29 protein-coding genes are annotated in these 23,966 nt (G+C 70.9%); 10 read left to right on the top strand and 19 right to left on the bottom strand.

Features of this window, described 5'->3' with window-relative positions; genetic code table 11:
- Positions 1-289: 289 nt before the first annotated feature.
- Positions 290-556 (bottom strand): helix-turn-helix domain-containing protein, encoded by a 267-nt coding sequence (locus QSK30_RS13775; RefSeq protein ID WP_285502857.1) that lies wholly within the window; start codon positions 554-556, stop codon positions 290-292.
- A gap of 47 nt (positions 557-603) precedes the next feature.
- On the opposite strand from QSK30_RS13775, the gene map reads away from it, so the two are divergent.
- Entirely contained in the window at positions 604-1,386 is a 783-nt protein-coding gene (gene map, locus QSK30_RS13770) for a type I methionyl aminopeptidase (protein WP_285502855.1), read from the top strand.
- 13 nt (positions 1,387-1,399) lie between these two features.
- On the opposite strand, the gene QSK30_RS13765 is transcribed toward map, so the two are convergent.
- Positions 1,400-2,332 (bottom strand): carbohydrate kinase family protein, encoded by a 933-nt coding sequence (locus tag QSK30_RS13765; protein WP_285503084.1) that lies wholly within the window; start codon positions 2,330-2,332, stop codon positions 1,400-1,402.
- A gap of 195 nt (positions 2,333-2,527) precedes the next feature.
- On the opposite strand from QSK30_RS13765, the gene QSK30_RS13760 reads away from it, so the two are divergent.
- On the top strand, positions 2,528-2,698 hold the full coding sequence (locus QSK30_RS13760; RefSeq protein WP_285502853.1) for a hypothetical protein: 171 nt from the start codon (positions 2,528-2,530) through the stop codon (positions 2,696-2,698).
- Between the two features lie 138 nt (positions 2,699-2,836).
- Here QSK30_RS13760 and QSK30_RS13755 read toward each other — a convergent pair whose 3' ends face one another.
- Together QSK30_RS13755 and QSK30_RS13750 are read right to left on the bottom strand one after the other, a co-directional pair.
- Entirely contained in the window at positions 2,837-3,199 is a 363-nt protein-coding gene (locus QSK30_RS13755) for a HesB/IscA family protein (protein WP_285502852.1), read from the bottom strand.
- A gap of 160 nt (positions 3,200-3,359) precedes the next feature.
- Entirely contained in the window at positions 3,360-4,379 is a 1,020-nt protein-coding gene (locus tag QSK30_RS13750) for a glycerate kinase family protein (protein ID WP_285502850.1), read from the bottom strand.
- 43 nt (positions 4,380-4,422) lie between these two features.
- On the opposite strand from QSK30_RS13750, the gene QSK30_RS13745 reads away from it, so the two are divergent.
- The 4 genes from QSK30_RS13745 (at position 4,423) to QSK30_RS13730 (ending at position 6,797) form a co-directional block, all read left to right on the top strand.
- A complete protein-coding gene (locus tag QSK30_RS13745; RefSeq protein ID WP_285502849.1) occupies positions 4,423-5,073 on the top strand; it encodes a DUF3043 domain-containing protein in 651 nt (216 codons plus the stop codon).
- Between the two features lie 82 nt (positions 5,074-5,155).
- Positions 5,156-6,145, top strand: a complete 990-nt coding sequence (locus QSK30_RS13740) for an aldo/keto reductase family protein (protein ID WP_285502848.1) — start codon at positions 5,156-5,158, stop codon at positions 6,143-6,145.
- Positions 6,142-6,525 carry a GNAT family N-acetyltransferase gene (locus QSK30_RS13735; RefSeq protein ID WP_285502846.1) on the top strand — a complete coding sequence of 128 codons (384 nt, stop codon included), beginning with the start codon at positions 6,142-6,144 and terminating at the stop codon, positions 6,523-6,525. The genes QSK30_RS13740 and QSK30_RS13735 overlap by 4 nt, the downstream gene beginning before the upstream one ends.
- Before the next feature lie 65 nt (positions 6,526-6,590).
- Positions 6,591-6,797 carry an FmdB family zinc ribbon protein gene (locus tag QSK30_RS13730; protein ID WP_285502845.1) on the top strand — a complete coding sequence of 69 codons (207 nt, stop codon included), beginning with the start codon at positions 6,591-6,593 and terminating at the stop codon, positions 6,795-6,797.
- 20 nt (positions 6,798-6,817) lie between these two features.
- Here the strand turns inward: QSK30_RS13730 and QSK30_RS13725 are convergent, their stop codons facing one another.
- From QSK30_RS13725 to QSK30_RS13680, 10 genes are all read right to left on the bottom strand, one after another.
- Positions 6,818-8,602: a 3-hydroxyacyl-CoA dehydrogenase family protein gene (locus QSK30_RS13725; protein WP_285502843.1), complete on the bottom strand. Its 1,785-nt coding sequence runs from the start codon at positions 8,600-8,602 to the stop codon at positions 6,818-6,820.
- Between the two features lie 213 nt (positions 8,603-8,815).
- Positions 8,816-9,475 carry a dihydroxyacetone kinase phosphoryl donor subunit DhaM gene (dhaM, locus tag QSK30_RS13720; RefSeq protein WP_285502842.1) on the bottom strand — a complete coding sequence of 220 codons (660 nt, stop codon included), beginning with the start codon at positions 9,473-9,475 and terminating at the stop codon, positions 8,816-8,818.
- A complete protein-coding gene (gene dhaL / locus QSK30_RS13715) occupies positions 9,472-10,086 on the bottom strand; it encodes a dihydroxyacetone kinase subunit DhaL (protein ID WP_285502840.1) in 615 nt (204 codons plus the stop codon). Before dhaL ends, dhaM begins: the two co-directional genes overlap by 4 nt.
- Positions 10,086-11,087: a dihydroxyacetone kinase subunit DhaK gene (gene dhaK, locus QSK30_RS13710; protein WP_285502838.1), complete on the bottom strand. Its 1,002-nt coding sequence runs from the start codon at positions 11,085-11,087 to the stop codon at positions 10,086-10,088. Before dhaK ends, dhaL begins: the two co-directional genes overlap by 1 nt.
- Positions 11,088-11,142: 55 nt before the next feature.
- Positions 11,143-12,153 (bottom strand): DUF3558 family protein, encoded by a 1,011-nt coding sequence (locus tag QSK30_RS13705; RefSeq protein WP_285502836.1) that lies wholly within the window; start codon positions 12,151-12,153, stop codon positions 11,143-11,145.
- Positions 12,154-12,211: 58 nt separating this feature from the next.
- Entirely contained in the window at positions 12,212-12,457 is a 246-nt protein-coding gene (locus QSK30_RS13700) for a hypothetical protein (protein ID WP_285502834.1), read from the bottom strand.
- Positions 12,458-12,467: 10 nt separating this feature from the next.
- Positions 12,468-14,159: a sodium:solute symporter family protein gene (locus QSK30_RS13695; protein WP_285502832.1), complete on the bottom strand. Its 1,692-nt coding sequence runs from the start codon at positions 14,157-14,159 to the stop codon at positions 12,468-12,470.
- A gap of 310 nt (positions 14,160-14,469) precedes the next feature.
- Positions 14,470-14,781, bottom strand: coding sequence for a hypothetical protein (locus QSK30_RS13690; RefSeq protein WP_285502830.1), 312 nt, complete (start codon positions 14,779-14,781; stop codon positions 14,470-14,472).
- Between the two features lie 357 nt (positions 14,782-15,138).
- On the bottom strand, positions 15,139-16,011 hold the full coding sequence (locus tag QSK30_RS13685; protein WP_285502829.1) for an NAD(P)-dependent oxidoreductase: 873 nt from the start codon (positions 16,009-16,011) through the stop codon (positions 15,139-15,141).
- Positions 16,012-16,075: 64 nt separating this feature from the next.
- The gene (locus tag QSK30_RS13680) at positions 16,076-16,639 is read right to left on the bottom strand and encodes a TetR/AcrR family transcriptional regulator (protein ID WP_285502828.1); all 564 of its coding nucleotides are present in this window, start codon (positions 16,637-16,639) and stop codon (positions 16,076-16,078) included.
- Between the two features lie 89 nt (positions 16,640-16,728).
- Between QSK30_RS13680 and QSK30_RS13675 the strand changes: the two genes are divergently transcribed.
- Positions 16,729-17,619, top strand: coding sequence for a TIGR03620 family F420-dependent LLM class oxidoreductase (locus QSK30_RS13675; protein WP_285502826.1), 891 nt, complete (start codon positions 16,729-16,731; stop codon positions 17,617-17,619).
- 491 nt (positions 17,620-18,110) lie between these two features.
- On the opposite strand, the gene QSK30_RS13670 is transcribed toward QSK30_RS13675, so the two are convergent.
- Complete coding sequence (locus QSK30_RS13670) at positions 18,111-18,596, bottom strand: hypothetical protein (RefSeq protein WP_285502825.1); 486 nt, start codon at positions 18,594-18,596, stop codon at positions 18,111-18,113.
- A 53-nt stretch (positions 18,597-18,649) separates the two neighbouring features.
- Positions 18,650-19,543 (bottom strand): helix-turn-helix domain-containing protein, encoded by an 894-nt coding sequence (locus tag QSK30_RS13665; RefSeq protein WP_285502823.1) that lies wholly within the window; start codon positions 19,541-19,543, stop codon positions 18,650-18,652.
- A 150-nt stretch (positions 19,544-19,693) separates the two neighbouring features.
- Between QSK30_RS13665 and QSK30_RS36875 the strand changes: the two genes are divergently transcribed.
- The gene (locus QSK30_RS36875) at positions 19,694-20,062 is read left to right on the top strand and encodes a DUF397 domain-containing protein (RefSeq protein ID WP_352231573.1); all 369 of its coding nucleotides are present in this window, start codon (positions 19,694-19,696) and stop codon (positions 20,060-20,062) included.
- Between the two features lie 81 nt (positions 20,063-20,143).
- Here QSK30_RS36875 and nucS read toward each other — a convergent pair whose 3' ends face one another.
- Positions 20,144-20,803 (bottom strand): endonuclease NucS, encoded by a 660-nt coding sequence (gene nucS, locus QSK30_RS13655; protein WP_285502820.1) that lies wholly within the window; start codon positions 20,801-20,803, stop codon positions 20,144-20,146.
- A 56-nt stretch (positions 20,804-20,859) separates the two neighbouring features.
- On the opposite strand from nucS, the gene QSK30_RS13650 reads away from it, so the two are divergent.
- Positions 20,860-21,393: an NUDIX domain-containing protein gene (locus tag QSK30_RS13650; RefSeq protein ID WP_285502817.1), complete on the top strand. Its 534-nt coding sequence runs from the start codon at positions 20,860-20,862 to the stop codon at positions 21,391-21,393.
- A gap of 49 nt (positions 21,394-21,442) precedes the next feature.
- On the opposite strand, the gene QSK30_RS13645 is transcribed toward QSK30_RS13650, so the two are convergent.
- The gene (locus tag QSK30_RS13645) at positions 21,443-22,087 is read right to left on the bottom strand and encodes a response regulator (protein ID WP_285502815.1); all 645 of its coding nucleotides are present in this window, start codon (positions 22,085-22,087) and stop codon (positions 21,443-21,445) included.
- Positions 22,084-23,232: a sensor histidine kinase gene (locus tag QSK30_RS13640; protein WP_285502814.1), complete on the bottom strand. Its 1,149-nt coding sequence runs from the start codon at positions 23,230-23,232 to the stop codon at positions 22,084-22,086. Before QSK30_RS13640 ends, QSK30_RS13645 begins: the two co-directional genes overlap by 4 nt.
- Positions 23,233-23,364: 132 nt before the next feature.
- Between QSK30_RS13640 and QSK30_RS13635 the strand changes: the two genes are divergently transcribed.
- Positions 23,365-23,922: a hypothetical protein gene (locus QSK30_RS13635; protein WP_285502812.1), complete on the top strand. Its 558-nt coding sequence runs from the start codon at positions 23,365-23,367 to the stop codon at positions 23,920-23,922.
- Positions 23,923-23,966: the final 44 nt, after the last annotated feature.

Here is a 23,966-nt window from a genome sequence, read left to right as displayed (position 1 = left end):
TCCTGCTTCCCCTACGCACAATTGTCACTACGGACTGGCTCGGGTTGTCAAGGCGGGAAAGATGCCTTGACAACCCGAGCCAGTCCGTGTTTTGGGCTGCGTATGGGATGCAGGGCGGGGAGTGGTCGCCGGAGCTCGGGTGAGCTGTCCGGGTGACAGTTGCGTGGTGGGGCGGGGAGTGGTGCTTGTGCCTGGGTGGGCTGCCCGGGTGGCGGTTGTGGGGATGGGGCGGGAGGGTCGCCCGAAACCTGGCCGGCTGGCGGTTGGGCGCAGGGCAGGAAAACAACGGCTAAGCGGTGAGTTTGCCTGTTTCCACAGGCGTGGTGCGCGCTAGCAATTCGTCCAGGGGGAGGCCTACCGCGCCTGCGATCGCTGCGACGGTGAAGAAGGCGGGGGTGGGGACTCGGCCGCGTTCGATCTTGCGCAGGGTCTCGACCGAGATGCCGGCGGCGGCGGCTACCTCGACCATGCTGCGGTCGGCGCGGGCGGTGCGCAGGAGGGTGCCGAGGAGTTCGCCTCGGTCGCGCTCGTCCTGGCTCAAGGGTGGGCGGACCATGGACCCGATAGTAGTACCGGTATGAAAATACCGGTATAGTTATCAGCATGATCGAGCTGAAGACTCCCGGTGAACTGGCGGCGATGCGGGCTGCCGGGCAGGTGGTGGCCACTGCTCTCGCGACGATGCGGGAGGCGGCTGGGGTGGGTGTGTCGCTGTTGGCCCTCGATGCCGTCGCGCAGGATGTGCTGGTCGAGCACCGGGCCAAGTCGTCGTTCTTGGACTATCTGCCCTCGTTCGCGCCGACTCCGTTCCCGGCGGTGATCTGTGCGTCGGTCAACGAGGTGATCGTGCACGGGATTCCGGACCGCACGCGGTTGCGGGATGGGGATTTGGTCAGCCTGGACTTCGCGGCGATCGTCGACGGGTGGCACGCGGACTCCGCGATCTCGTTCACCGTCGGTGCCCCGAGGGCCGCCGACACGGCGTTGATCGAGACCACCGACCTGGCCCTGCGCACGGCGATCTCCCTCGCCGTCCCGGGTGGGCGGCTGGGGGACCTCAGCAACGCGATCACGCAGGTCGCGCGGGGTGCGGGGTATGGGATGCAGGGCGATTTCGGTGGCCACGGGATCGGCCGGGCCATGCACGAGGCGCCGTTCGTGCCCAATTCGGGGCGGCCGGGGCGGGGGCTGCGGTTGCGCACGGGCATGGTGCTGGCGATCGAGCCGATGCTGCACCACGGGGGTGACGACTACGCCGTGGGCGAGGACGGGTGGGCGCTGCACACGACGGACCGCCGTCGGGCCGCGCACGCCGAGCACAGCGTGGCGATCACCGACGACGGCCCGGTGGTGCTGACGGAGCTCCAGGGCGCGTCGACGCTCTAGAGCCGGGCCCGCTCTAGGGCAGGATGGCGGCGATCTCGGCGGCGGCGTCCGGGCCGAAGGCGCCCGCGATCCGGGTGACCGCCTCGGCCTTGTCGAAGGACCACTCCTGCGGGCCGACGGTCTCCAGCACCAGCACCGCGATCATCGAGCCCAGCTGCGCCGACCGCTCCAGGCTCAGGCCCTGGGTCAGCGCGGCCAGGAAACCGGCGCGGAAGCCGTCGCCGACGCCGGTCGGGTCGGCCTTGCTGGTCTCCGGGACGGCACCGACGTGCAGGACCGCGCCGTCCTTGTCGACGATCTCGACGCCCTTGGCGCCCAGCGTGGTGATCCGCAGGCCGACCCGCTCCATCACCTCGGCCTCGGTCCAGCCGGTCTTCTTGCGCAGCAGCTCCCACTCGTAGTCGTTGCTGAACAGGTAGTCCGCGCCGGTGATGAAGTCGCGGATCTGCTCGCCGGGCATCCGGGCCATCTGCTGCGAGGGGTCGACGGCGAACTTGTAACCGCGCTGGCGGCACTCCTGCGCGTGCCGGAGCATGCCGTCGGGGTCGTCCGGGCTGATCAGCACCAGGTCCAGGCCGCCGACCTTGGCCGCGACCGGGGCCAGCTCGATCAGCCGGGCCTCGGACATCGCGCCCGCGTAGAAGGAGGCGATCTGGCACAGGTCGTCGTCGGTGGTGCAGACGAACCGGGCGGTGTGGGCGACCTCGGAGACGTGCACGCCGGAGCAGTCGACGCCGTGGCGCTCCAGCCAGGAGCGGTAGTCGGCGAAGTCGTCGCCCACCGCGCCGAAGAGCACCGGCGAGCAGCCCAGCACGCCGAGGCCGAAGGCGATGTTGGCACCGATGCCGCCGCGGCGGACGATCAGGTCGTCGACCAGGAAGCTCAGCGAGACGCGATGCAACTGCTCGGCGACGAGCTGCTCGGCGAACTTGCCGGGGAAGTGCATCAGGTGATCGGTGGCGATGCTTCCGGTGACAGCGACGGGCACGCGGCTCTCCTAGGTCGTTGGCGCCGGGCGACGCCGCTCTCGGGGCTGGGCACGAAGACTCCGGCCACCCGTCTGGGTGGCCTCAGATCACCGTTCAACACTACCGTTTGGTACCACTGGGAACTGCCGCCATCCGCGCTTACCGTGCCGGGGATGAGCGCACTGGAACCGGACACCCTCGACGAGCTGATCGCCGACTGCGCGGGCATCCCCGCCGCGCTGACCGAGCGGCGCGCGGACCTGCCCGCCCCCCGGGTCGCGGCCGAGTGGGTCGTCGACGACACCTGCCACGCGCAGGTCGCCGACCTCGACGACTACGTGTGAGCCGGTCCGGCTGATACCGCTCCGCCCGAGTCCGGTTCCTACTGCCTGCGCACAGCCTGGGGCTGACCCCTCGAGCACTGGTCGAGCACGGCGAAAGGGCCGCGACCGGTGCGGTCGCGGCCCTTTCGCCGGATCAGCTCAGTGGAACGAGTCGCCGCAGGCGCAGCTGCCGCCCGCGTTCGGGTTGTCGATGGTGAAGCCCTGCTTCTCGATGGTGTCGACGAAGTCGATGGTGGCGCCCTGCACGTAGGGGGCGCTCATCCGGTCCACGGCGACCTTGAGGCCGCCGAAGTCGCGGAACAGGTCGCCGTCGAGGCTGCGCTCGTCGAAGAACAGCTGGTAGCGCAGGCCGGCACAGCCACCGGGCTGCACGGCGATGCGCAGGTGCATGTCGTCGCGGCCCTCCTGCTCGAGCAGGGCCTTGGCCTTGACAGCGGCAGCCTCGGACAGCTCCACACCGTGGGTCGCCACTTCGGCGCCGGTCTCCTGAGCGGTCGTCATCGTTCTCCCTAGGAAGGTCCTACTCGGGCTCGCACCCGGCACAACAGTTCGGGTCCGGACTTTGTTCCGTACCCAGCCATGGTGACACAGTCCGATGCCCTCGGGGTGCGGGTGAGACAGACCACTCCGCCGATCTGCCCCCGCGGGCACCGCCGGTCGCTCACCGCCACTGCCGGGCGACGTGCTGGGCCAGCGCGGCCAGCGTCCCGGCCGGGTCGGCCAGCGCGGCGGCCACCGAGCCGGCGTGCTCGGCGACCGAGTGCGCCTCCTCGACGCCCGCCGCGGCCGCCTGCCTGCGTCCGACGTCCACCTGGCCCGCGAGCACCAGGCACGGGATGCCCCGGCGGGCGGCCGCGTCGGCGACCGAGGTCACCAGCTTCCCGCGCAGCGACTGCCAGTCGAAGCTGCCCTCGCCGGTGATGGCCAGGCCCGCGCCGTCGAGGGCCTGGTCGAGCCCGGTCGCGTCGCGCACGATCCGGGCGCCGGAGGCCATCTCGGCGCCGAGGGCGAGCAGCGCGAACCCGAGGCCGCCCGCGGCGCCCGCGCCCGGTTCGTCGCGGGGGTCGAGCCGGTGGTCCTGAGCGACCTCGTCGGCGTGGCGGGTCAGGGCGGCTTCGAGGCGTTGGACCGCGGCCGGGTCGGCGCCCTTCTGGGGGCCGAATGTGGCAGCGGCGCCGTGCGGCCCGAGCAACGGGTTCTCCACGTCGGCGGCGGCGATCAGGCGGGGCAACTGGCCGTGGATGGCCGTCAGCGCGCCGCGGCCACCGTCGGTGGTGGCCGAGCCGCCCAGGCCCACGACGATGGTGTGGGCGGTGCGAGCGGCCATGATCAGCTCGCCGACACCGGTGCTGGTGGCGGTCTCGCAGGTGCTGGCGCGAAGGGCCGCGGGGACCAGGTGCAGGCCGATGGCCTCGGCGGACTCCAGGTAGGCGGTGCCGTCGTGGAGCAGCCAACGTGCGTCGACGGGCTCGCCGAGCGGGCCGGTGACGCTGGTGTGCTGAACGGTCCCGCCGAGCGCGGCGTGCAGGACGTCGACGAACCCGGGACCACCGTCGGCGAGCGGGCACCGGCGCGGCTCGTGCCCCGGCGCGCCCCGCACCCAGCCGCGCGCGATCGCGTCGGCGGCCTCGGCGGCGGTCAGGGTGCCGCCGAAACAGTCGGGGGCGATGACGACTCGCACGGCCGCAGCGTAGCGACCAGCGGGCTTGTCCTACCCTGGTGCGGTGAGGTTCCTCCGCCGCAGCGCAGCCGACAGCACCGACACCGACCAGGTGGAGGAGGCTGCCGTGATTGTGGGCGAGGCCGGATCCCGCGGCCACACCCCCGGCAAGGGCAGGCCGACCCCCAAACGGCGCGAGGCCGAGGGCCGCAAGCGCGGCCCCGTGCCGCCGCCGCCGAAGACCACCCGCGAGGCCATGCGCCGGGCGCGGGGCAACAAGGAAGACCGCAAGGCACTCGCCGCGCAGCGCAAGGAGCAGCGCGTCGAGCAGCGCAAGCGGATGAACGAGGGCGACGACCGCTACCTGATGCCGCGCGACCGCGGCCCGGTGAAGGCGTACGTGCGCGACCTGGTCGACGCCAAGCGCAACCTGCTGGGCCTGTTCATGCCGCTGGCGGTGCTGGTGTTCGTCTCGCTGCTGTCGAGCTCGCTGGTGGTGCAGCAGTACGCGACCCTGGCCTGCCTGCTGATGCTGATCGCGATGATCATCGAGGCGACCCTGAACGGCCGCCGCATCGCCCGGCTGGTGCGCCAGAAGTTCCCGAAGGAGGCCGTCCGCGGCTTCTCGGTGGGCTGGTACGCCTTCGTGCGCGCGACCCAGCTGCGCAAGCTGCGCGTCCCCAAGCCCCGGGTCTCCCCCGGCGACAAGGTCTGAGCGGCCCGGCACCCGCGGGTTCACCGTCTCGACCGGTGGATTGCGGTGGCTAATCCTTAGCCACGCGAAGTAGATTGCGGGCATGGAGTTTCGTCGCCTGGGCCGCAGCGGCCTCAACGTCTCTGAGATCTCGTACGGCAACTGGCTCACCCACGGCTCGCAGGTCGAGGAGGACGCCGCGCACGCTTGCGTGCGGGCGGCGCTCGACGCGGGCATCACCACCTTCGACACCGCCGACGTCTACGCCAACACCAAGGCGGAGTCGGTCCTGGGGCGCGCCCTCAAGGGGCAGCGGCGGGAGGGCCTGGAGATCTTCACCAAGGTCTTCTGGCCGACCGGCCCCGGCGGTCCCAACGACAAGGGCCTCGGCCGCAAGCACATCATCGAGTCCGCCAACGCCTCGCTCCAGCGGCTGGGCACCGACTACGTCGACCTCTACCAGGCGCACCGGTTCGACCGGACGGTACCGCTGGAGGAGACCTTCCTCGCCTTCGCCGACCTGGTCCGCCAGGGCAAGGTGCTCTACGTCGGGGTCTCGGAGTGGACCGGCGAGCAGATCACCCGCGGTGCCGCGCTGGCCAGGGAGCTGGGCGTGCCGCTGATCTCCAACCAGCCGCAGTACTCGATGCTCTGGCGGATCATCGAGGAGCAGGTCGTCCCGGCCTCGGAGCGCGAGGGCATCTCGCAGATCGTCTGGTCGCCGATCGCGCAGGGCGTGCTGACCGGCAAGTACCAGCCCGGCGCCGAGCCGCCCGCGGGCTCCCGCGCGACTGACGAGGCGGGCGGCAAGAACATGATCTCGCGCTGGCTGCGCGACGACGTGCTCACCGCCGTGCAGGGGCTCAAGCCGCTCGCCGACGAGGCGGGCCTCTCGCTCGCGCAGCTGGCGGTGGCCTGGGTGCTGCAGAACCCGAACGTGGCCTCGGCGATCATCGGCGCCTCCCGCCCGGAGCAGGTCACCGAGAACGTCGCGGCGGCGGGCAAGAAGCTCGACGGCGACCTGCTGAAGAAGATCGACGAGGTGCTCGAGGGCGTCGTGGAGACCGACCCCCGGCTGACCGTCACCCCGTGATCGAGTACCGAACCGGCCCCGCGGGTGTCGCCTCCGGCGACCTCGCGGGGTTCTTCGTCGGCTGGCCGACCCCGCCCCCGGACCGGCTGGCGGTCCTGCGCGGCGCGGCGCACGTCGTGCTGGCCCACGAGGGCCCCGACCTGGTCGGTTTCGCCACCGCGCTGTCCGACGGGGTGCTGATGGCCTCGGTGTCGCTGGTCGAGGTGCTCCCCGCGCACCAGGGCCGCGGCATCGGCGCCGGGCTGGTCACCCGCCTGCTCGACGAGATCGGCCCGCTCTACGGGATCGACGTGTGCTGCGACGCCGACACGGTCGGCTTCTACCAGCGGCTCGGCTTCCAGTCCGTGGCCGGCCTGGTCCTGCGGCGGCGCGCGCGCTGAGACCGGCACCCGCTCGCCCGGAGACGACCGGGGCGGCGTGCACAGCGGCGTGCACAATGGGGGGCGTGCCTACCTACGAGTTCCGGTGCCGCGAGTGCGGGTCGACCTTCGACGTCCAACGCGCCATGAGTGCCTCCAGCGAACCGGCCACCTGCCCGGACGGCCACGGTGACACCGTCAAGCTGCTGTCGATGGCCGGGCTCGCCGGGCGGGCCGGGGCGCCCGCGCCCAGCGGTGGCGGCGGGTGCTGCGGCGGCGGGTGCTGCGGTTAGGCGCTGTCCGGTCAGTCCGGCTAGGTCCGGCTGTAGTCGCGGAAGCCCTTGCCGGTCTTGCGCCCGAGCCGCCCGGCGGTGACCAGGTGCTCCAGCAGCGGCGCGGGTGCGTAGCCGGACTCGTGGAACTCGTTGAACAGGGTGCGCTCGATGGCCAGGGACACGTCCAAGCCGACCACGTCGAGCAGTTCGAACGGGCCCATCGGCAGGCCGCAGCCGACCTTCATCGCGGTGTCGATGTCGTCGGCCTCGGCGTAGTGCGCCTCCAGCATCTTCACCGCGTCGTTGAGGTACGGGAACAGCAGCGCGTTGACGATGAAGCCCGCCCGGTCGCCGCAGTGCACCGGGTGCTTGCCGACCTTGGTGCAGATGGCGTGCGCGGTGGCCACCACGTCCGCGCCGGTCGCGATGGTCTCGACGACCTCCACCAGCTTCATCACCGGCGCCGGGTTGAAGAAGTGCAGCCCCACCACGTCGGCGGGCCGCGAGGTGGCCACCGCGCACTCGATGACCGGTAGCGACGAGGTCGTGGTCGCCAGGATCGCGCCGGGCTTGGCCACCTCGTCGAGGGCGCCGAACACGGCCTGCTTGATGGCCAGCTCCTCGGCGACCGCCTCGATCACCAGGTCGCAGTCGGCGAGCTCGTCGAACTCCACCGCGGGCGTGATCCGCGCCAGCACCGCGTCCCGGTCCTGTTCGGACAGTCGACCCTTGGCGACCTGGCGGTCGAGCGACTTGCGCACCTTGGCCACGGCGGCGTCGGCCTTGTCCGCGGCGCGCGCCCGCAGCACCACGTCGAAACCCTTGCGCGCGAACACCTCCACGATGCCGGTGGCCATGGTGCCGGTGCCGACCACGCCCACCCTCCGCACCTCGCGCACGGCGGCCTCGCCCTCGACCGCGGCGGCCGGGGTCTGCGCGTCGGCGACCACGGTCGGCGAGTCGGGGCCGTCGTAGGTGTAGAAGCCGCGGCCGGACTTGCGGCCGAGCAGGCCCGCGGTGATCATCTGCTTGAGCACCGGCGCCGGGGCGTGCAGCCGGTTGCGCGACTGCGCGTACATGGTCTCGAGGATCTCGTAGGCGGTGTCGAGCCCGATCAGGTCGAGCAGCGCGAGCGGGCCCATCGGGTAGCCGCAGCCGTACCGCATGGCGGCGTCGAGGTCCTCGCGGGTGGCGTACCTCGACTCGTACATCGACACCGCGTGGTTGAGGTAGCCGAAGAGCAGCGCGTTGGCGATGAACCCGGCGCGGTCGCCGATGACGACCGGTTCCTTGCCCAGCTTCTCGGCGAGCGCGACCACGTCGGCGACGACGTCGGGCTCGGTGACCACGGTGCGCACCACCTCGGCGAGCCGCTGCACCGGGGCCGGGTTGAAGAAGTGCAGGCCGACGACCTTGCCCGGGCGTCCGGTGTGGACGCTGATCTCGGTGACCGAGAGCGAGGAGGTGTTCGAGGCCAGCACCGCCTCCGGCTTGACGATCCTGTCCAGCTCGCCGAAGAGCCGGGCCTTGAGCTCGAGCGACTCCGGGATCGCCTCCACCACCAGGTCCGCCTCGGCCAGGTCGGCCAGGTCGGTGCTGTAGCTGATCAGCCCGAGCAGCTCGGCGCGCGCGGGCCCGTCCAGCTTGCCCTTGGCCAGCGCCCGACCGGTCGACTGCTCGATGTGCCCGCGACCGCGCTCGACGCCCGCCGCGTCGACCTCCACCGCGACGACCCGCACGCCGGTACGCGCCAGTACCTCGGCGATACCCGCGCCCATGGTCCCGAGGCCGACAACGCCAACGGTGGAGAACTCACGCGCCACAGCTACCTCCGCGGTCCGAACGCAGATTGCTACCTGCCGGTAACATCGTCTGCTGATACTGCCACGGCCCCGTGCGATCGCCGGGTGAACTGCGCCACTGGACCGGTCAGGCCCGCCACGCCCCACCCGGTCGGGCGAACGGCGAACGGCGAGCCGCGCTTCACGACTCCCCCGCGCACAGGCGCCCTCGACATCAGGCCCCGGGCGAGGGGCTTAGTCGTCGAAGCCGCGGTCCACCAGGGCGCGCACGCGGCTCAGCGCCTCGTCGGCGTCCGGGCCGGTCGCGCTGACCCGGATCCGGTCGCCGCCGGTGGCGCCCAGGCCCATCAGGCCCAGCGGGCTGCGGGCGTCGGTCGAGCGGCCGCCGAAGGCGACGTCGACCTGGGCGTCCAAGCCCGCCAGGGTGCGGGCGAGCAGGCCTGCCGGCCGGGCGTGCAGGCCGACATCGTTGGTGAGCAGCAGTTCCACCCCACCCTGACCATCTACTTCGGACTCGGGTACGGCCAGGGCAGCGGCGGCGGCGCTGAGCACGGCGTCGAGGTCGGCGCCGCTCTGGGCTTCCGCCGCGGCGGCCACGGCGCCCTCGACCAGGGGCGCGTCGACCACGACGGCCGCGTTCGGGTCGCCCAGCATCTCGACCGCCAGGTCGGCGACCATCTTGGCGCTGCCGAGGTCGTAGAGCAGCACTACCCCGGCGCCGGACTGGGCCGTGGCGAGCGCGTCGGACACGGCGTCGAAGTCGGTGCCTGGTCCGCCGTCGAGGCCGCCGGCCGCGACGATCGTGACGTCCGGGGCCATCTGGGCCGCCAACTCCACGACCCCCTCGGCCAGCCGCGCGCTGTGCGAGACGATCACGATGCCGACACGGCTCATGACGCCGCCTCCGCGAAAGCGCGCAGCATAAGAGAAGTCGAGCGCGCGCCTGGGTCAAGATGCCCCGCACTGCGCTCACCGAGATAGGAAGCCCTGCCTTTGCGCGCAGTCAACGGGATCGTCGACTCCGCACCCGCCTCGGCTGCTGCGGCTGCCGCGGTCAAGACTTCGGCGACAGTGCTACCGCGCGCAGCTTCCACTGCCGGAGTGAGCGCGTCCACCATGGTCTTGTCACCGACCTCCGCCTTGCCGCGCGCGACTACGCCGTCCAGGGCCGCTTGGAGTGCAACGGAAACAAGATCGGGCGTCAGCTCAGACGCGGCACCTACCGCGGTAGCCGCGCGCAGAAAGGCCGTGCCGTACAACGGGCCCGCCGCGCCGCCCACCTTGCTGATCAACGTCGTGGCGACCAGCTTGAGCACGGCGCCCGGTGTGTCTGGAGTGGACTGGTCGAGCGCGGCCAGCACAAAACCGAACCCGCGCTTGAGGTTCTCGCCGTGGTCGGCGTCGCCGATGGCCTGGTCGAGCCGGACCAGCTCGTCCCGGTGCGCGGTGACCAGCTCGGCCGCCGCGCGCACCGCCCGGGCCACCCCCGCCGCGTCGCAGCCCATCAACGGCCCCACCGCAGGGCGGCGGTCTGCACCGGCGCGTCCCACAGGCGGGTCAGCTCGTCGTCCAGGCGCAGCAGCGTCAGGCTCATGCCCTGCATCTCCAGGCTGGTGATGTAGGGCCCGACCAGCCTGCGCGTCACGGTGATCCCGCGTTCGGCCAGCACCCGTTCGGCGATGCCGTGCGCGAGGTAGAGCTCCAGCAGCGGCGTGCCACCCATCGAGTTGGTGAACAGCAGCACCTCGTCGCCCGCGGCGAAGGGCAGGTCGGACAGGATCGGCTCCAGCAGCGCGGCCACGACCCCCTCGGCGCCCGGCAGCGGCTCGCGGCGGCGGCCCGGCTCGCCGTGGATGCCGATGCCGACCTCCATCTCGTCCTCGCCCAGGGTGAAGCTCGGCTCGCCGACGTGCGGCACGGTCGGCGCGGTCAGCGCGATGCCCATCGACCGCGCGCCCGCGACCACCGCTCGGGCGAGCCGCGCGCAGGTGTCCAGATCCGCACCCGCCTCGGCCGCCGCGCCGACGATTTTCTCCACCAGCACCGTGGCGCCGACGCCGCGGCGGCCCGCGGTGTAGAGCGAGTCCTGCACGGCCACGTCGTCGTCGATGACCACCGAGCGGACCTCGACCCCGTCCGCGGCGGCCAGCTCGGCGGCGGTCTCGAAGTTCAGCACGTCGCCGGTGTAGTTCTTGACCAGCAGCAGCACGCCGGCGCCACCGTCCACCTGGGAGACCGCGGCCTGCACCTGGTCGGGGGTCGGGGAGGTGAACACCGCGCCGGGACAGGCCGCGTCGAGCATGCCGGGGCCGACGAAGCCGCCGTGCAGCGGTTCGTGGCCGGACCCGCCGCCGGAGACGATGGCGACCTTGCCCGCGCGGGGCGCGTCGGCCCGGGCGACGACGGCCGGGTCCTCGGTCACCCGCAGCAGGTCGGGGTGGGCGGCGGCGAGACCGCGCAGGGCCTCGACGACCACGTCCGCGGGATCGTTGATGATCTTCTTCATCCGGGCCTCCTGGTGCGAGCCGTGCCCCGTTCCTACACCCGGTCAGCCGGAGAAGCTACTTCTTGGGGAGCCGGGGGATGAGCGCCTTGGCCACCGTCGCGGTCTTGCCGCACGCGTCCTCGCCCGCCTGCGCGGTGTAGCGGCTGAAGTCCAGGCTGACCACCTCGGCCTGCTCCTTGTCCTCCGGGAAGGCCACGTGCGCCCACTCCAGGCGGCAGCGGGTGCCGGAGGTCGACTCGGACTTCTGCTGGGCGGTCACGCCGTCGCCGAGGTTGACCGGGGTGGTCTTGGCCGCCTCGGCCAGGTCGTCGGGCTTGGGCCCGATCTTGAAGGTGAGCGTGAAGGACACGCCGTCACCGTTCCAGTTGCACACGTGCAGGCCGGAGGGGCGCTTGCGGGCGCTGTCGCCGACCGCCGAGGCGACCACGGTGTCGGAGAGCAGGGTGCACGGTTCGAGGTCGACCAGTGTGCCCTTGTTCAGCTCCAGCAGCGGGGCGTCGTCGCGGACGCGGTTGACCACAGCCTCCAGCAGCCCCCGCCCCGGGGTGCACAGGTCACCGGCCTCGGACCGACCGGTCTGCACGGTGATGCCGCGCTCGGGGTCGCTCTCGGTGATCGCGGTGACGAAGCAGGCGGTCTTGTCCTCGAGTTCGGACTCGGTCGCGGGCAGACCGCCGATGGTCTTGGTGGGGGACTTGGACCCGACGGTGAGGTCGCCGAGGGTGAGCGTGTAGTTGAGCTCCTTGCCGTCCTTGTCCTTCATGTAGTTCGAGCACATCGAGTAGTCGCGCAGCCTGCTGTTCGCGGGGTCGCCGAACGCCTTGAGGGTGTCCTCGTCCATCAGCCCGCAGGGGTTGACCTTGCGCAGGTTCTCGGACTTGAACGCGTCGCCCGTGGGCGCGGGCTTGCCGCTCGTGGACGGCCCGCCGCCACCGCCGGTCAGCCCGGCCTCGGCGGGCACGGTGGTGCGCCGCGACGTCGACTTGGACAGGTCGACGTCCGCCCCGCAGCCCGCGAGCAGGCCCGCGGCGAGACAGGCCGCCATCACTCTTGTTGAACCCCGCACGGGCCAAACGGTAACCACCCGCCCGGGGCCGCGTGTGGCGAACCCACCGATGCGCAGGTCAGGAGGGTTCTTCGGGCACCGCGAGCGGCCGCAGCCGCACCCAGGTGGCGAACGCGACACCCACCACGAGCATGCCGATCCCCATCCAGAGGTTGATGTTCACCCCGCCCGCCTTGTCGAGGTCCTCTTGGGACGTGGTGGCGATGCCCATCACCGTCAGCACCACGCCGTAGATCGCGAACAGCAGGCCGAGGATGCCACGCAGGTCGAAGAGCCCGGCGCTCTTCTTCTTCGGCTCGGTCATCGTTCCTCCCTCACCAGAAGATGATGTTGAGTGCCAGCGTCAGCACCAGCACGCCGGAGGCGAGGACGACGGGCTTGCGGTACCAGCCCGCGTTCTCGCCGGTGTCGTCGTGGCGCAGCTGGTCGCGCGGGGTGAGCGACCAGACCAGGCCGACCAGCTCCTCGTCGGGCTTGGGCCGGGTGACCATCGAGACCGCGACGCTGACCGCGATGTCGACCACGAAGGCGGCGCTGGCGGCCACGAAGCTGGCGCCCTGCCCGGCCAGGTGCAGCACGCCCTGGCGGTTGAGCACGTCGATGGTGATCGCCGAGGCGGTGCCCGCGATCAGGCCGAGCCCACCGGCGAGCGGGGTCATCCGCTTCCAGAACATGCCGAGGATGAAGGTGGCGAACAGCGGCGCGTTGAAGAAGCCGAACAGCGTCTGCAGGTAGTCCATGATGTTGTTGAAGCTGCTGGCGATGAACGCGGTGCCGATCGCGGCGACGCACCCGACGATGGTGATGAGCCTGCCGACCCGCAGGTAGTACTCGTCCGGCTTGTCCTTGCGGATGTAGGCCTGCCACAGGTCGTAGGTGAAGACGGTGTTGAAGGAGCTGACGTTGGCGGCCATGCCCGCCATGAACGCGGCCAGCAGACCGGTGATCGCGATGCCGAGCATGCCGTTGGGCAGCAGGTCGCGGATGAGCAGCAGGATGGCGTTGTTGTAGGTGACGCCGGAGCTGGTGTCGCCCGCCTTGACCTGGGCCAGCTCGGGGACGATCACCGCGGCGATCATGCCCGGGATGATGATGATCAACGCGATGAACGTCTTGGGGTAGGCGCCGATCAGCGGCGTGCGGCGGGCCGCGGACATGCTCTTGGCCGACATGGCGCGCTGGACCTCGGCGAAGTTCGTGGTCCAGTACCCGAAGGAGAGCACGAACCCGAGGCCGAACACGATGCCCAGCACGCTCAGCGTGGCGTTGCCGATCCCGGTGAGGTTGGTGCCCGGCCACGAACTGAGCTGCGCCTCCGCGGTGGCCGGGTTGGCGGCGGTGATCTTGTCGACCAGTCCCTGCCAGCCGCCGACCTTGTGCAGACCGATGAAGGTGAGCGGCAGCAGCATCGCGACAATCACGAAGAACTGCATCACCTCGTTGTAGACGGCGGCGGACAGACCGCCCAGTGAGGTGTACGCGAGCACGATGGCAGCGGCTACGACGACGCTTAGCCACAATGGCCAACCGAGCAAGAGGTTGACGACGGTGGCCAACGCGAAGAGGTTTACCCCGGCGATAAGAACCTGCGCGGTGGCGAAGCTGAGTCCGTTGACCAGATGGGCGAACTTGCCGAATCTGCGCAAGAGGAACTCGGGGACACTGCGGACTTGGGAGCCGTAGTAGAACGGCATCATCACCAAGCCGAGGAACACCATCGCCGGGATGGCGCCGATCCAGTAGTAGTGCATCGTCGGCAGGCCGTACTGCGCGCCGTTGGCGGTCATGCCGAAGATCTCGACGGCGCCGAGGTTCGCGGAGATGAACGCCAGACCGGTGACCCAGGCGGGCAGCGAGCGGCCGGACAGGAAGAAGTCCAGACTGCTGGAGACCGACCGGCGGGCCAGGTAGCCGATGCCGAGGACCATCACGAAGTAGATGGCCAACAGGATGTAGTCGATGGGGGCCGCGTCGAGTCTCAGGTCGGCGTCCGCCAGAAGGTGCATGTCCTCACCCGCCGTTCACCTCGGTGTGATCGGCATCAGCATGGCCCCGGTGGCGGATTGCCGCACGACGAACTCGATCGTGAGCCGATTTGTCCGGTTCTACCGACGATCGCGGCCCCGCAGCCGGCGCCGGATTGTCCACAGTGGAGGAATGACTCGCCCGTTCGGGTGAGAGCCGGCCGCACGGCGCACCGGCCGTCGACCATGATCGTTCTGTCTCCGGTGGCGGGCCACGCCCGGTGCCGAGGAGGGGTGCCAGGTTGCTGCTAGAGACAGCAACCTGGCACCCCGTCAACCTGGTAGCCCCGGCTCAGGCGGCTCGCGGCCGCCGTCGGCGGTTGCGGTCGACCTGGTTGGCGAGCACCAGGGCGATCGTGCTGCACACAGCCGTGCGCCCCTCCGGGGACAGGGCGTCGAACCAGATCGGCGCGGCCACTATTGGCAACGCCAGCGCGACGAGCCGCAACGGCTGTTCACCACCCGCTTTCCGGGTGATCGCGGCCATCCGGTCGAGCCAGCGTTCACGGGGGATTCCAGGCAGACCTGAGCCGTCGGATTGAGCGCGGGCGACGGAGCGACCGTTCTCGTTCGGCGCACCGAGCGAGAACGTTTTGTCAGACATGCGGTTGAGACCTTTCTGGGTTTCGGAGAGGGGAGAAACGCCGTCTCAGAGCGGGAAGTCGGCCCCCGCGACAAACGCTACCGGGTTGAACAAGCCCCCTGCCGGCGCGCTCTCCCCGCGCGAAGTGCGCCAACCGACGAACGGTCCGCGACGCGCGACAAACGGCCCGAGGTGAATAGTCGGGCAGAATCTTGGACAAATGCTGGAATCACACCATTGGGAAGATCAACATGAATTATCAGCTCCGCTCACACTCACTGCAACATAATTGGGCCAATCGTGAAACCCGAATGGGCGACGACTGGGTGGTAGGTAGCGGCACGTGTTCGATGTGGGGTGCCTCACCCGTACCCCTGGTCAGCCGGTGAAGCTGGCGAAGTAGCCGGCCGCCATGTCGTCGTCGCCGTGCCCGAGCGCGGACGCGCGGGCGAGCCGCTGGGCCCCAGCGGCGGTCGCGTCCAGCCGCACGCCCGCGTGTTCGGCCGCGGCCAGGACCAGGCGGGCGTCCTTTTCGGCGTTGTCGACCGAGAACGCCGTTGTGTAGTCCCCCGCGCGGATCGCGGCGGACTTGGTCTGGAAGTAGCCGTTGTCCAGCGGACCGCCGGTGACCGCGTCGACGAAGTGCGCGGGGTCCACCCCCAGCCCCTTCGCCAAGGCGAGGGCCTCCCCGACGCCGTGGTTCAGGGCGAGGACCCAGGTGTTGAGGACCAGCTTCAGCCTGCTCGCGCTACCCGACCCGGCGTCGTCGGCGACCCAGACCGTCTTCTTCCCGATGGCGTCGAAGAGGGGCTGCACCACACCCCGCACCGCTGGGTCGCCCGCGGCCAAGACCACCAACTGCCCCTGCTCCGCGGGCTGGCGGGTGCCCAGAACTGGAGCGTCCACAAAGGTCAGTCCGCGCTCGGCGGCGAAAGCTGCCAACTCGTCGACGGCCTCGCCGACCGTGCTCAGCTGCACCCAGACGACGTCGTGGGCCAAGCCGGGAGCGGCCGCGGTGACGGCCGCCAGCACCGCGGGAGCGTCCTTGAGGACGGTCAGCACGATCTTGGCACCCGCCACCGCCTCGGCCGGGGTGCCGGCCACCCGCACGCCGTGCGGGGCCAGGGCGGCGGCCTTGTCGCGGGTGCGGTTCCAGGCCCGGACGTCGAACCCGGCCGCGGCCAGGTTGCGGGCCACGGGCGCGCCGATGATGCCGGTGCCGAGTACGGCGATGGTCGGTGTCGCGTCCATTCGGTGCTCCCTCGCGGTTCGGGTGTGCGTCCAGGGTCGGGCACCGCGGCCGACACCGCAGGGATCAGCGCTCGACGAGCCCCTCGAAGACAAGGTCCAGCAGCCTGCGGGGCGACTCCTCGACCACGTGCTCGTAGGCCCACGCGACGCCGGAGATCAGGATGAGGAAGTCCGAGGCGGAGACGTCGGCGCGCACCGCACCGGCCTGTTGCGCGCGTTCGAGCAGGGCCGTGGCCACGGCGCGCATGGAGACGCAGGCGGCGTGCAGGGTGGTGCTCTCGTCGCGCAGGGTCGCGGTGAGCGCGGCGGTCAGGCCGCGGTAGGTGGAGGTCATCGCCACGAACGCCGACACCCAGGTGACCAGCGCGGCGCCCGCGGAGACGTCGTCGAGCAGGTCGCGCCCGGTGGCGGCGAGGGCGTCGAACTGCTCGCGCAGCAACGCCTCCAGCAGGTCCTGGCGGGTCGGGAAGTGCCGGTAGAGCGTGCCGATGCCGACCCCGGCGGCACCGGCGATGTCCTCGAGCGACGCCTCCGTGCCGCGTTCGGCGAAGGCCGCACGGGCCTGGTCCATCAACCGCTCGTAGTTGCGCCGGGCGTCCGCCCGCATCGGCTTCGCGGTGTCGACCACGGCACCCCCTTGTCGAAACGGAGCCTACCTCCGTATGCTGGCGGAGACCAATCGGAGGCAGGCTCCGTTTTAGTTCGCAGGGGGTGGCGATGATCGAGCAGACTCGGGAACGACTGGGCGGCTTCGGGGTGTGGATCTCCCCGGTCGCGCTGCTGAACGCACCGATCGACCAGCAGCGCGAGGGGTTCGCCCGGATCGAGGCACTCGGCTACCGCTCGGTGTGGTTCGGCGAACCACCCGCGGTGGCGCCGGTCGTGGGGCGGGAAGTGATCGCGCAACTGGCCGTCGCGCTGGCCTCGACCGAACGGCTCGTCGCGGCGAGCGGCATCGCGAACATCAGCAGGCGCGACGCGGGCACGACGCACAGCGCCGCGGCGACCTTGGCCGAGGCGTACCCGGGGCGGTTGGTGCTCGGCCTGGGCGGCAAGATCGGCGACCGACCACTGACCGGACTGCGCACCTACCTCGACCAGATGGACGCCGCGGCGGAACTGTCCTCGGTGGGCGTGCCGTACCCGCGGGTGCTCGCCGCACTCGGCCCGAAGGCCCATGCCCTGGCGGCCGAGCGCACGCACGGCGCACACCCATTCCTCCAGCCGGTCAAACACACCGAATCAGCCCGGCAACTGCTCGGCCCGGACCGACTGCTCATCCCACACCAAGCGCTCCTGCTGGAGACCGACGCGGACACCGCCCGAGGCCAGATGCGCACCATGCTCGCCCTCGGCCAGCGCGACGCGGAAACCCCGTACACCCGCCACTACCGGCGCCTCGGCTACACCAACGCCGACATCGCGGGCGAGCGCAGCGACGCACTCATCGACGACACCTTCGCCTGGGGCACCCCAAAAACCATCACCCGCCGGCTGCACGACCACCTGGACGCAGGCGCCGACCACGTACTGCTGCACCCCCTGACCGACGACTTCGCGGAAGTCGTCGACCAACTGGCCGAAATCGCCCCACACCTGCGCGGGTAGCGCCCAACTCACGGATGGCCGACCGCGAGTCGATTCCCCACCAGATAAATCCGGACACCGACGCACGGAAACCGGAGCGCTTTCCGACAGCATCGGCAAATGGCCGATAACCGCGACCCACCCGGCCTGATGACAGCTTCGGAAAAGCTTCTGCCCGGGCGGGAGATCTGCCATGGTGTAACACGCTACCGACGCACCGCGACGTGACCAGCGGTGTGGCTGGCCACCCGCTGTTGTGGCAAGATCAACAGCCTGAACGGACGAGGTGCCCCGACAAGTGTCCCGCCTGCTCGGTGGTCCCGCCCCGGTGGGACCGGACCCCGTTCGACCAGTGTCGTTGGAACGGACCCCGACAATGCCCGGCCAGCGCGGAGCCCGCCGTGTCCGATAAACCGGCACCGCGCGGTGCGACAAGGATAGCCGGCGGCCTCTTGGCCACGCTCATCACCGCGATACTGCTCCAGATCACTGGGAACCCGATTCTCGCGCTGCTACTCGGCGCGGTTTTCGCGTTGTCCATCGGGGTGGCGATCGACCCGATCACCGGGCGCCTTGGACCTGACCGCGAAGTGTCGGACCACTTCCCCCAACCCGAGCACACCGGTGAGTCCGGCAGTGGCCCACATCGTGTTCAGCGGACCCCAGTGGAGCACCAGCAAAAACGGGCCACCTAGCAAGACCAGCCACGTGACGACGCCCAGCACGCGCAGGTGGACCATCTCGTGGGTCAACCAGTCGTTGAGCCCGCGGAGAGCCCGGCCCAGAGTCGTGCCGTACCAGTCCAGCAGCCGCAGCCTGCCGACCACCTGGACCGACGGCGGCGGATCGGGCAGCGGAACCGGCGGTCGCGGGTCATCGGGCGCCACCGGGTCGGCGCGCGCGGCCACCGCGGTCGGCGACGGGTCGCGGACCGGGACACCTGGCCGCGCGCGTTGCCGGGAGCGACGGGTCCGCTTGGAGCGGGCCTTGCCTGCCATGGGGACTCCGGAAAACGGGGACGGGGGAGGGATTTCTCGCGTCGCGGGGGCGCTCACGCGGACAGCTCAGTCGCCAACCGGTCCCGCAGCTCGGCGATGAGCGACCGGGACGCCGGGGCGTCGAGCGCCTGCGCGGCGGCCGCGGCGTAACCCGCGCGGAACTCGGCGACTCGCGGGTCACCGCCCCGGATCAGGTGCTCGCTGTCGCCCACCTCGCGGTAGAGGACGGTCTCCCGCAGCGTGTCGGTCAGCGGCGACCCGGGGATCTCCATGATCATGAACGGCTCCCACAGGCCGAGGTGCTCGCCCGCGGTCAGCGGGATCACGCGCAGCTCGACGGCGGACCCGGCGGTGATCCGGTGCAGGTGCGCGAGCTGGTCGAGCAGCACCGCGGGGCCGCCGACGCGGCGGTGCAACGGCGCCTCGTCCAACAGGAAAGTGAACCGCGGGCCACCGTCCTGCTCGAGTAGCCGCTGCCTGAGCACCCGGGCGTCCACCAGCGCCGCCACCTTCTCCGCCGGGTGGCGCAGCGAGAGCAGTGCCCGCGCGTAGCCGGGGACCTGCAACAGGCCCGGCACGACGACCGTGTCGATCGACCAGACCTCCGACGCCGAGCCCTCATAGGACAGCAGCACCTGGTACACGTCGGTGAGGTGCTTGCGGTAGGGGGCGAAGGCGTCCCGACGACGGGCCTGCCTGGCCATCGCGAGCAGGCTGTCGGTCGTCTGCCGGTCGGCCATCCCGTAGAGGTCCACGAGCGCCTTCGTGTCGGTCACCGAGATGCCGACGACGGCGGTCTCGATCCGCTGGAGCTTCGAGGCAGACCACCCGAGCCGCTCCGCCGCGGCACCCTGGCTCAGGCCCGCGCGCTCGCGGTCGGCCCGCAGGTGCTCGGCCAGCCAGTGGCGCAGCACCAGCAACCGGGGGTCGCCCGGCGGCTCGTTCATGATCACTCCCAGTCGCCCGATCCAGCTTCAGCCATCCGAGTGAGTGGCTGGACCGCAATGTGCGGTCCAGCCACTTAGGTCCAGCACGGGGGACGTTAGCACGATCGCCGCAGGTCCACGCGGAGCGACCGCGCGGCGAGCCGACAGTCCATGGTAGAGCCGGAGGGCACAGTGCTAGTAACCCTGAGTAGTTGCCGTGCCGGTCGGCCCGCGCGGCGGGCGAGCCGTGAGCGGACGGCGTACGGACTCACACCCACTCAGCGGATCCCACCATTTCCGAACCACTCGATAATGGGAGACCGCCCGGCAGGAATGGCAGCACCCGAGGGGGACACCGTGCGATCGGAAAACACCGGTTGGCGCCGCAGTTCGCGGTCGATGAGCGGCAACTGCGTGGAAGTCGCCTGCACAGCGACCGGCGCGCATATCCGCGACTCCAAGAATCCACGACAGATCTTGGACATTCCCAGGACACCGGTGGCGGAATTCATCCGGCACATCGCACTGGGCGCCCGCTGATCGCCATCCACCCGCCCCGCCATTTCGGCGGACTTCCCGACGGCGTCACCCAGCAGGCCGAACTCGGCGCGGCAGGCGCCGCTAGAACAGGCGGAACTCGTCGGACTCGATGCCGCGGAGGGTGTCGTAGTCGAGGGACACGCAGCGGATGCCGCGGTCGGTGGCGAGGACCCGGGCCTGGGGTTTGATGATCTGCGCGGCGAACACGCCCTGGACCGGCGCGAGCAGCGGGTCGCGGTTGAGCAGTTCCAGGTAGCGGGTGAGCTGCTCGACCCCGTCGATCTCGCCGCGGCGCTTGATCTCCACGGCGACCGAGCCGCCCGCGGCGTCGCGGCACATGATGTCGACCGGGCCGATCGCGGTGGGGAACTCGCGGCGCACCAGGGTGTAGCCGTCGCCGAGGGTGGTGATGTGCTCGGCGAGCAGTTCCTGCAGGTGGGCCTCGACGCCGTCCTTGACCAGGCCGGGTTCGGCGCCCAGTTCGTGGGCCGAGTCGTGCAGGATCTGCTCGATGGAGATGATCAGCTTCTCGCCCGCCTTGTTCTGCACGGTCCAGACGTCGCCGTCCTCGACGAGCCAGCAGGGCGGCGTCATCCAGTTGAGCGGCTTGTAGGCGCGGTCGTCGGAGTGCACCGACAGCGAGCCGTCCGCCTTGACGAGCAGCAGGCGGTTGGCCATCGGCAGGTGGGCGGTGAGCCGCCCGGCGTAGTCGACCTGGCAGCGAGCGATCACGAGACGCACCGCAGCAGGTTAGCCCGCCGTGACGGGGCGGGTGCGGCGGGGCAGGATCTCCCACCGTGGAAGCACTCGACTCGACCCAGGTCTACGCGAACGCGTGGATGACCGTCCGGGAGGACGCCATCCGGCGCCACGACGGCAGCCCCGGCATCTACGGCGTCGTCGACAAACCGGACTACGCGCTGGTCATCCCGCTCGACGGCGAGCGGTTGATGCTCGTCGAGCAGTACCGCTACCCGCTGGGCGCGCGCCGCTGGGAGTTCCCCCAGGGCACCGCCCCCGACCGCGCGGAGCTCGACGCCGCGACGCTCGCGGCGCGGGAGCTGCGGGAGGAGACCGGGCTGGCGGCGGGCCGGATGACCCACATCGGCACGCTCGACGTGGCGCCCGGGATGAGCAGCCAGCGCGGCAACGTGTTCCTGGCGACCGAGCTGGTCGAGGGGCCCGCCGAGCGCGAACTGGAGGAGCAGGACATGCGCGCGGCGTGGGTCCCGCGCGCGGAGTTCGAGGCGATGATCCGCGACGGCCGGGTGACCGACGCGCAGTCGATCGCCGCGTACACCCAGCTGCTGCTGCACGAACACCACGGCTGACCGGCACTCGTCACAGCTGCCGTCCCCCGAGCACACCGGGCCAGACTCGCTAGCCGACGAGGCCCGCCTCCTGGGCGAGGACGGCCGCCTGCACCCGCGAACGCAGGTCGAGCTTGGTGAGCACCCGGGACACGTGCGTCTTCACCGTCGCCTCGCCGATCCCCAGCCGCCTGCCGATCTGCTGGTTGGACAGCCCCTCGCCGACGCACACCAGCACCTCGGCCTCCCGATCCGTGAGCTGGTCCAGGCCCGCCGGGCGCACCGGCTCGCGCGGCTCGGCGGCGGCGAACGCTCGGATGAGGCGGCGGGTGACGCTGGGTTCGATCACCGCGTCGCCCGCCGCCACCACGCGCACGGAGTCGATCAGGCGGGGGGCGTCGACGGACTTGAGCAGGAAGCCCGCCGCCCCCGCGCGTAGTGCGCCGTACACATAAGAGTCCATGTCGAACGTGGTCAGCACGAGCACCGGGCAGACTTGCGCGTCCACCAGTTGCCGCGTCGCCTCGATACCGTCCACGCCGGGCATGCGCACGTCCATCAGCACCAGGTCCGGGCGCAGCGCTATCGCCTTTCGGACCGCCGCGGCGCCGTCCTCGGCCTCGGCGACGACCTCGATGTCCGGGGCGCCGTCGAGGATCATGGACAGGCCCGCGCGGATGGCGGCGTGGTCATCCGCCACCAGGACCCGGATCACCGGCGCTCCAGCGGCAAGCTCGTGCGCACTCGCCAGCCCTCGGCGCACGGGCCTGCTTTGAGCACGCCGCCGACAGCGTCGGCCCGCTCGGCCATGCTGATCAGCCCGGTGCCGCCCGCGTGGTGCGCGGCAGGGCGCCCGTCGCTGCGGACCTCGATCTCCAACATGCCTCTTTCCCGTCGCACGCACACCGATACCTGACTACCTGGAGCGTGCTTTACCGCGTTCGTCAGCGCCTCTTGGACAATCCGGTACGCGGATAGGTCTACCGCCGCGGGGAGGTCGTCGACACCATCGACGGTGCAAGAGACCGCCAACCCCGCCGCGCGCGCCGAACGGACAAGAGCGTCCAGTTCGCGTAACCGAGCAGGGGCAAGCGGTCCGTCCGGGTGGCCCTCGCCGGAGCGCAGCAGTCCGATCATCGCGTGCATCTCCGACAGCGAAGCGACACTGTTCTCCCGTACGGACCTGAGCACACCGCGCACCCGCGCGGGGTCGCTGTCGGGCAACGTCAACAGCGCCTCGGACTGGATCGCGATGGCGGACAAGTGCCCGGCGATGACGTCGTGCAGGTCGCGGGCCATGCTCGCGCGCTCGGCGTACACCGCCGCGGCCCGGTCCAGCTCGGCGATCTGGGCGAGCTGGTCGGCCCTGGCCCGCTCGGCCTCGGCGATCTCGCGCTGCTGGCGGACGTTGAGCGCCCACCACACCGGCAGCACCGGCAGCGGGCACACGCCGAGCACGATCAGCACCGAATCGCGCAGCGTGTCGCTGACGACCAGCGCCACGACCGCGACGCAGCAGCCGAACACCCACACCGCGGCCAGAACCGCACGGCTGCCGCGGCGGGAACCGTGCAGCACGGCCAGGTAGAGCAGGTCGCCGAACCCCAGCAGCGCGGCCAGTGACACACCCATCGCGGCGTCCAGGCCGAGCAGCGGCAGGCCGGCCAGCAAGGCGGTGATCGGCGCCCGGTCCCAGAGCAGCTGCAACGCGCCCAACGCGACCAGCACGAGCAGCCGCGCCCAATCCGGCCCGGGGATGAACGCGTGCTCCGAGACGGGCGGGAAGTCGATCGCCAGCAGCAAGGCGCCGAACCCGACGCCCAGCACCGCGTGCCACATCGGGGTGCGCCATGACCTCACCACCCCATCACAGCACAACCGCCCCGCGAGCAAGTCCACCTTGGTCGCACGACCGGGTCCGTCGAAGTGATGACCCGATGTGCGGCGACTCGCTGACGCGACGCGGGTAGCGCAAGAGGCAGCGTTGGTGTGGTGGGGAACCTCTTCGACAATCCGATGGTCTTGCTGATCGCTTGCTGCGAGGTCGGGTTTTGGGTGTTGTTGGGCGCCGGGCTGCTCGCGCGGTACGTGCTGCGGTGGCGGCGGGTGGGCGCGGTGCTGCTCGTCGCGACGCCGGTGGTGGACGTGGTCCTGATCGTCGCCGCGGTCCTGGACATCGGCCGCGGCGCGGAGGCGACCACCGCGCACGCGCTGGGCGCGGCATACCTGGGCTTCAGTGTCGCGTTCGGACACAGCATGGTGCACTGGGCGGACCAGCGGGTGGCGCACCGGTTCGCGGGCGGGCCGCCGCCGTCGCGCCCGCCCAAGCGCGGGCCGGAGCGGGTGCGTCACGAGTGGCAGGAGTGGCGGAAGTGCTTGTTGGCGTGCTCGATCGGGGTCGCGATCCTCGCCCTGCTGTCCTTTGTGGTCGGCACGCCCGAGCACACAGAGACGCTGTGGCGCGACTGGATCCCCAAACTGGGCCTGGTGGCACTCGTCTGGTTCGTCATAGGTCCTCTGTGGACGATGCTGGACCGGCGCACGACCTGAGCGCGGGTTCGCGGTACACCACACGGTTCCCGGCGCGCACCACC

Origin of the sequence: Actinokineospora sp. NBRC 105648 (assembly GCF_030269645.1) — a bacterium.
GTDB lineage: Bacteria > Actinomycetota > Actinomycetes > Mycobacteriales > Pseudonocardiaceae > Actinokineospora.
This window is presented reverse-complemented; position numbering and strand designations above follow the sequence as displayed.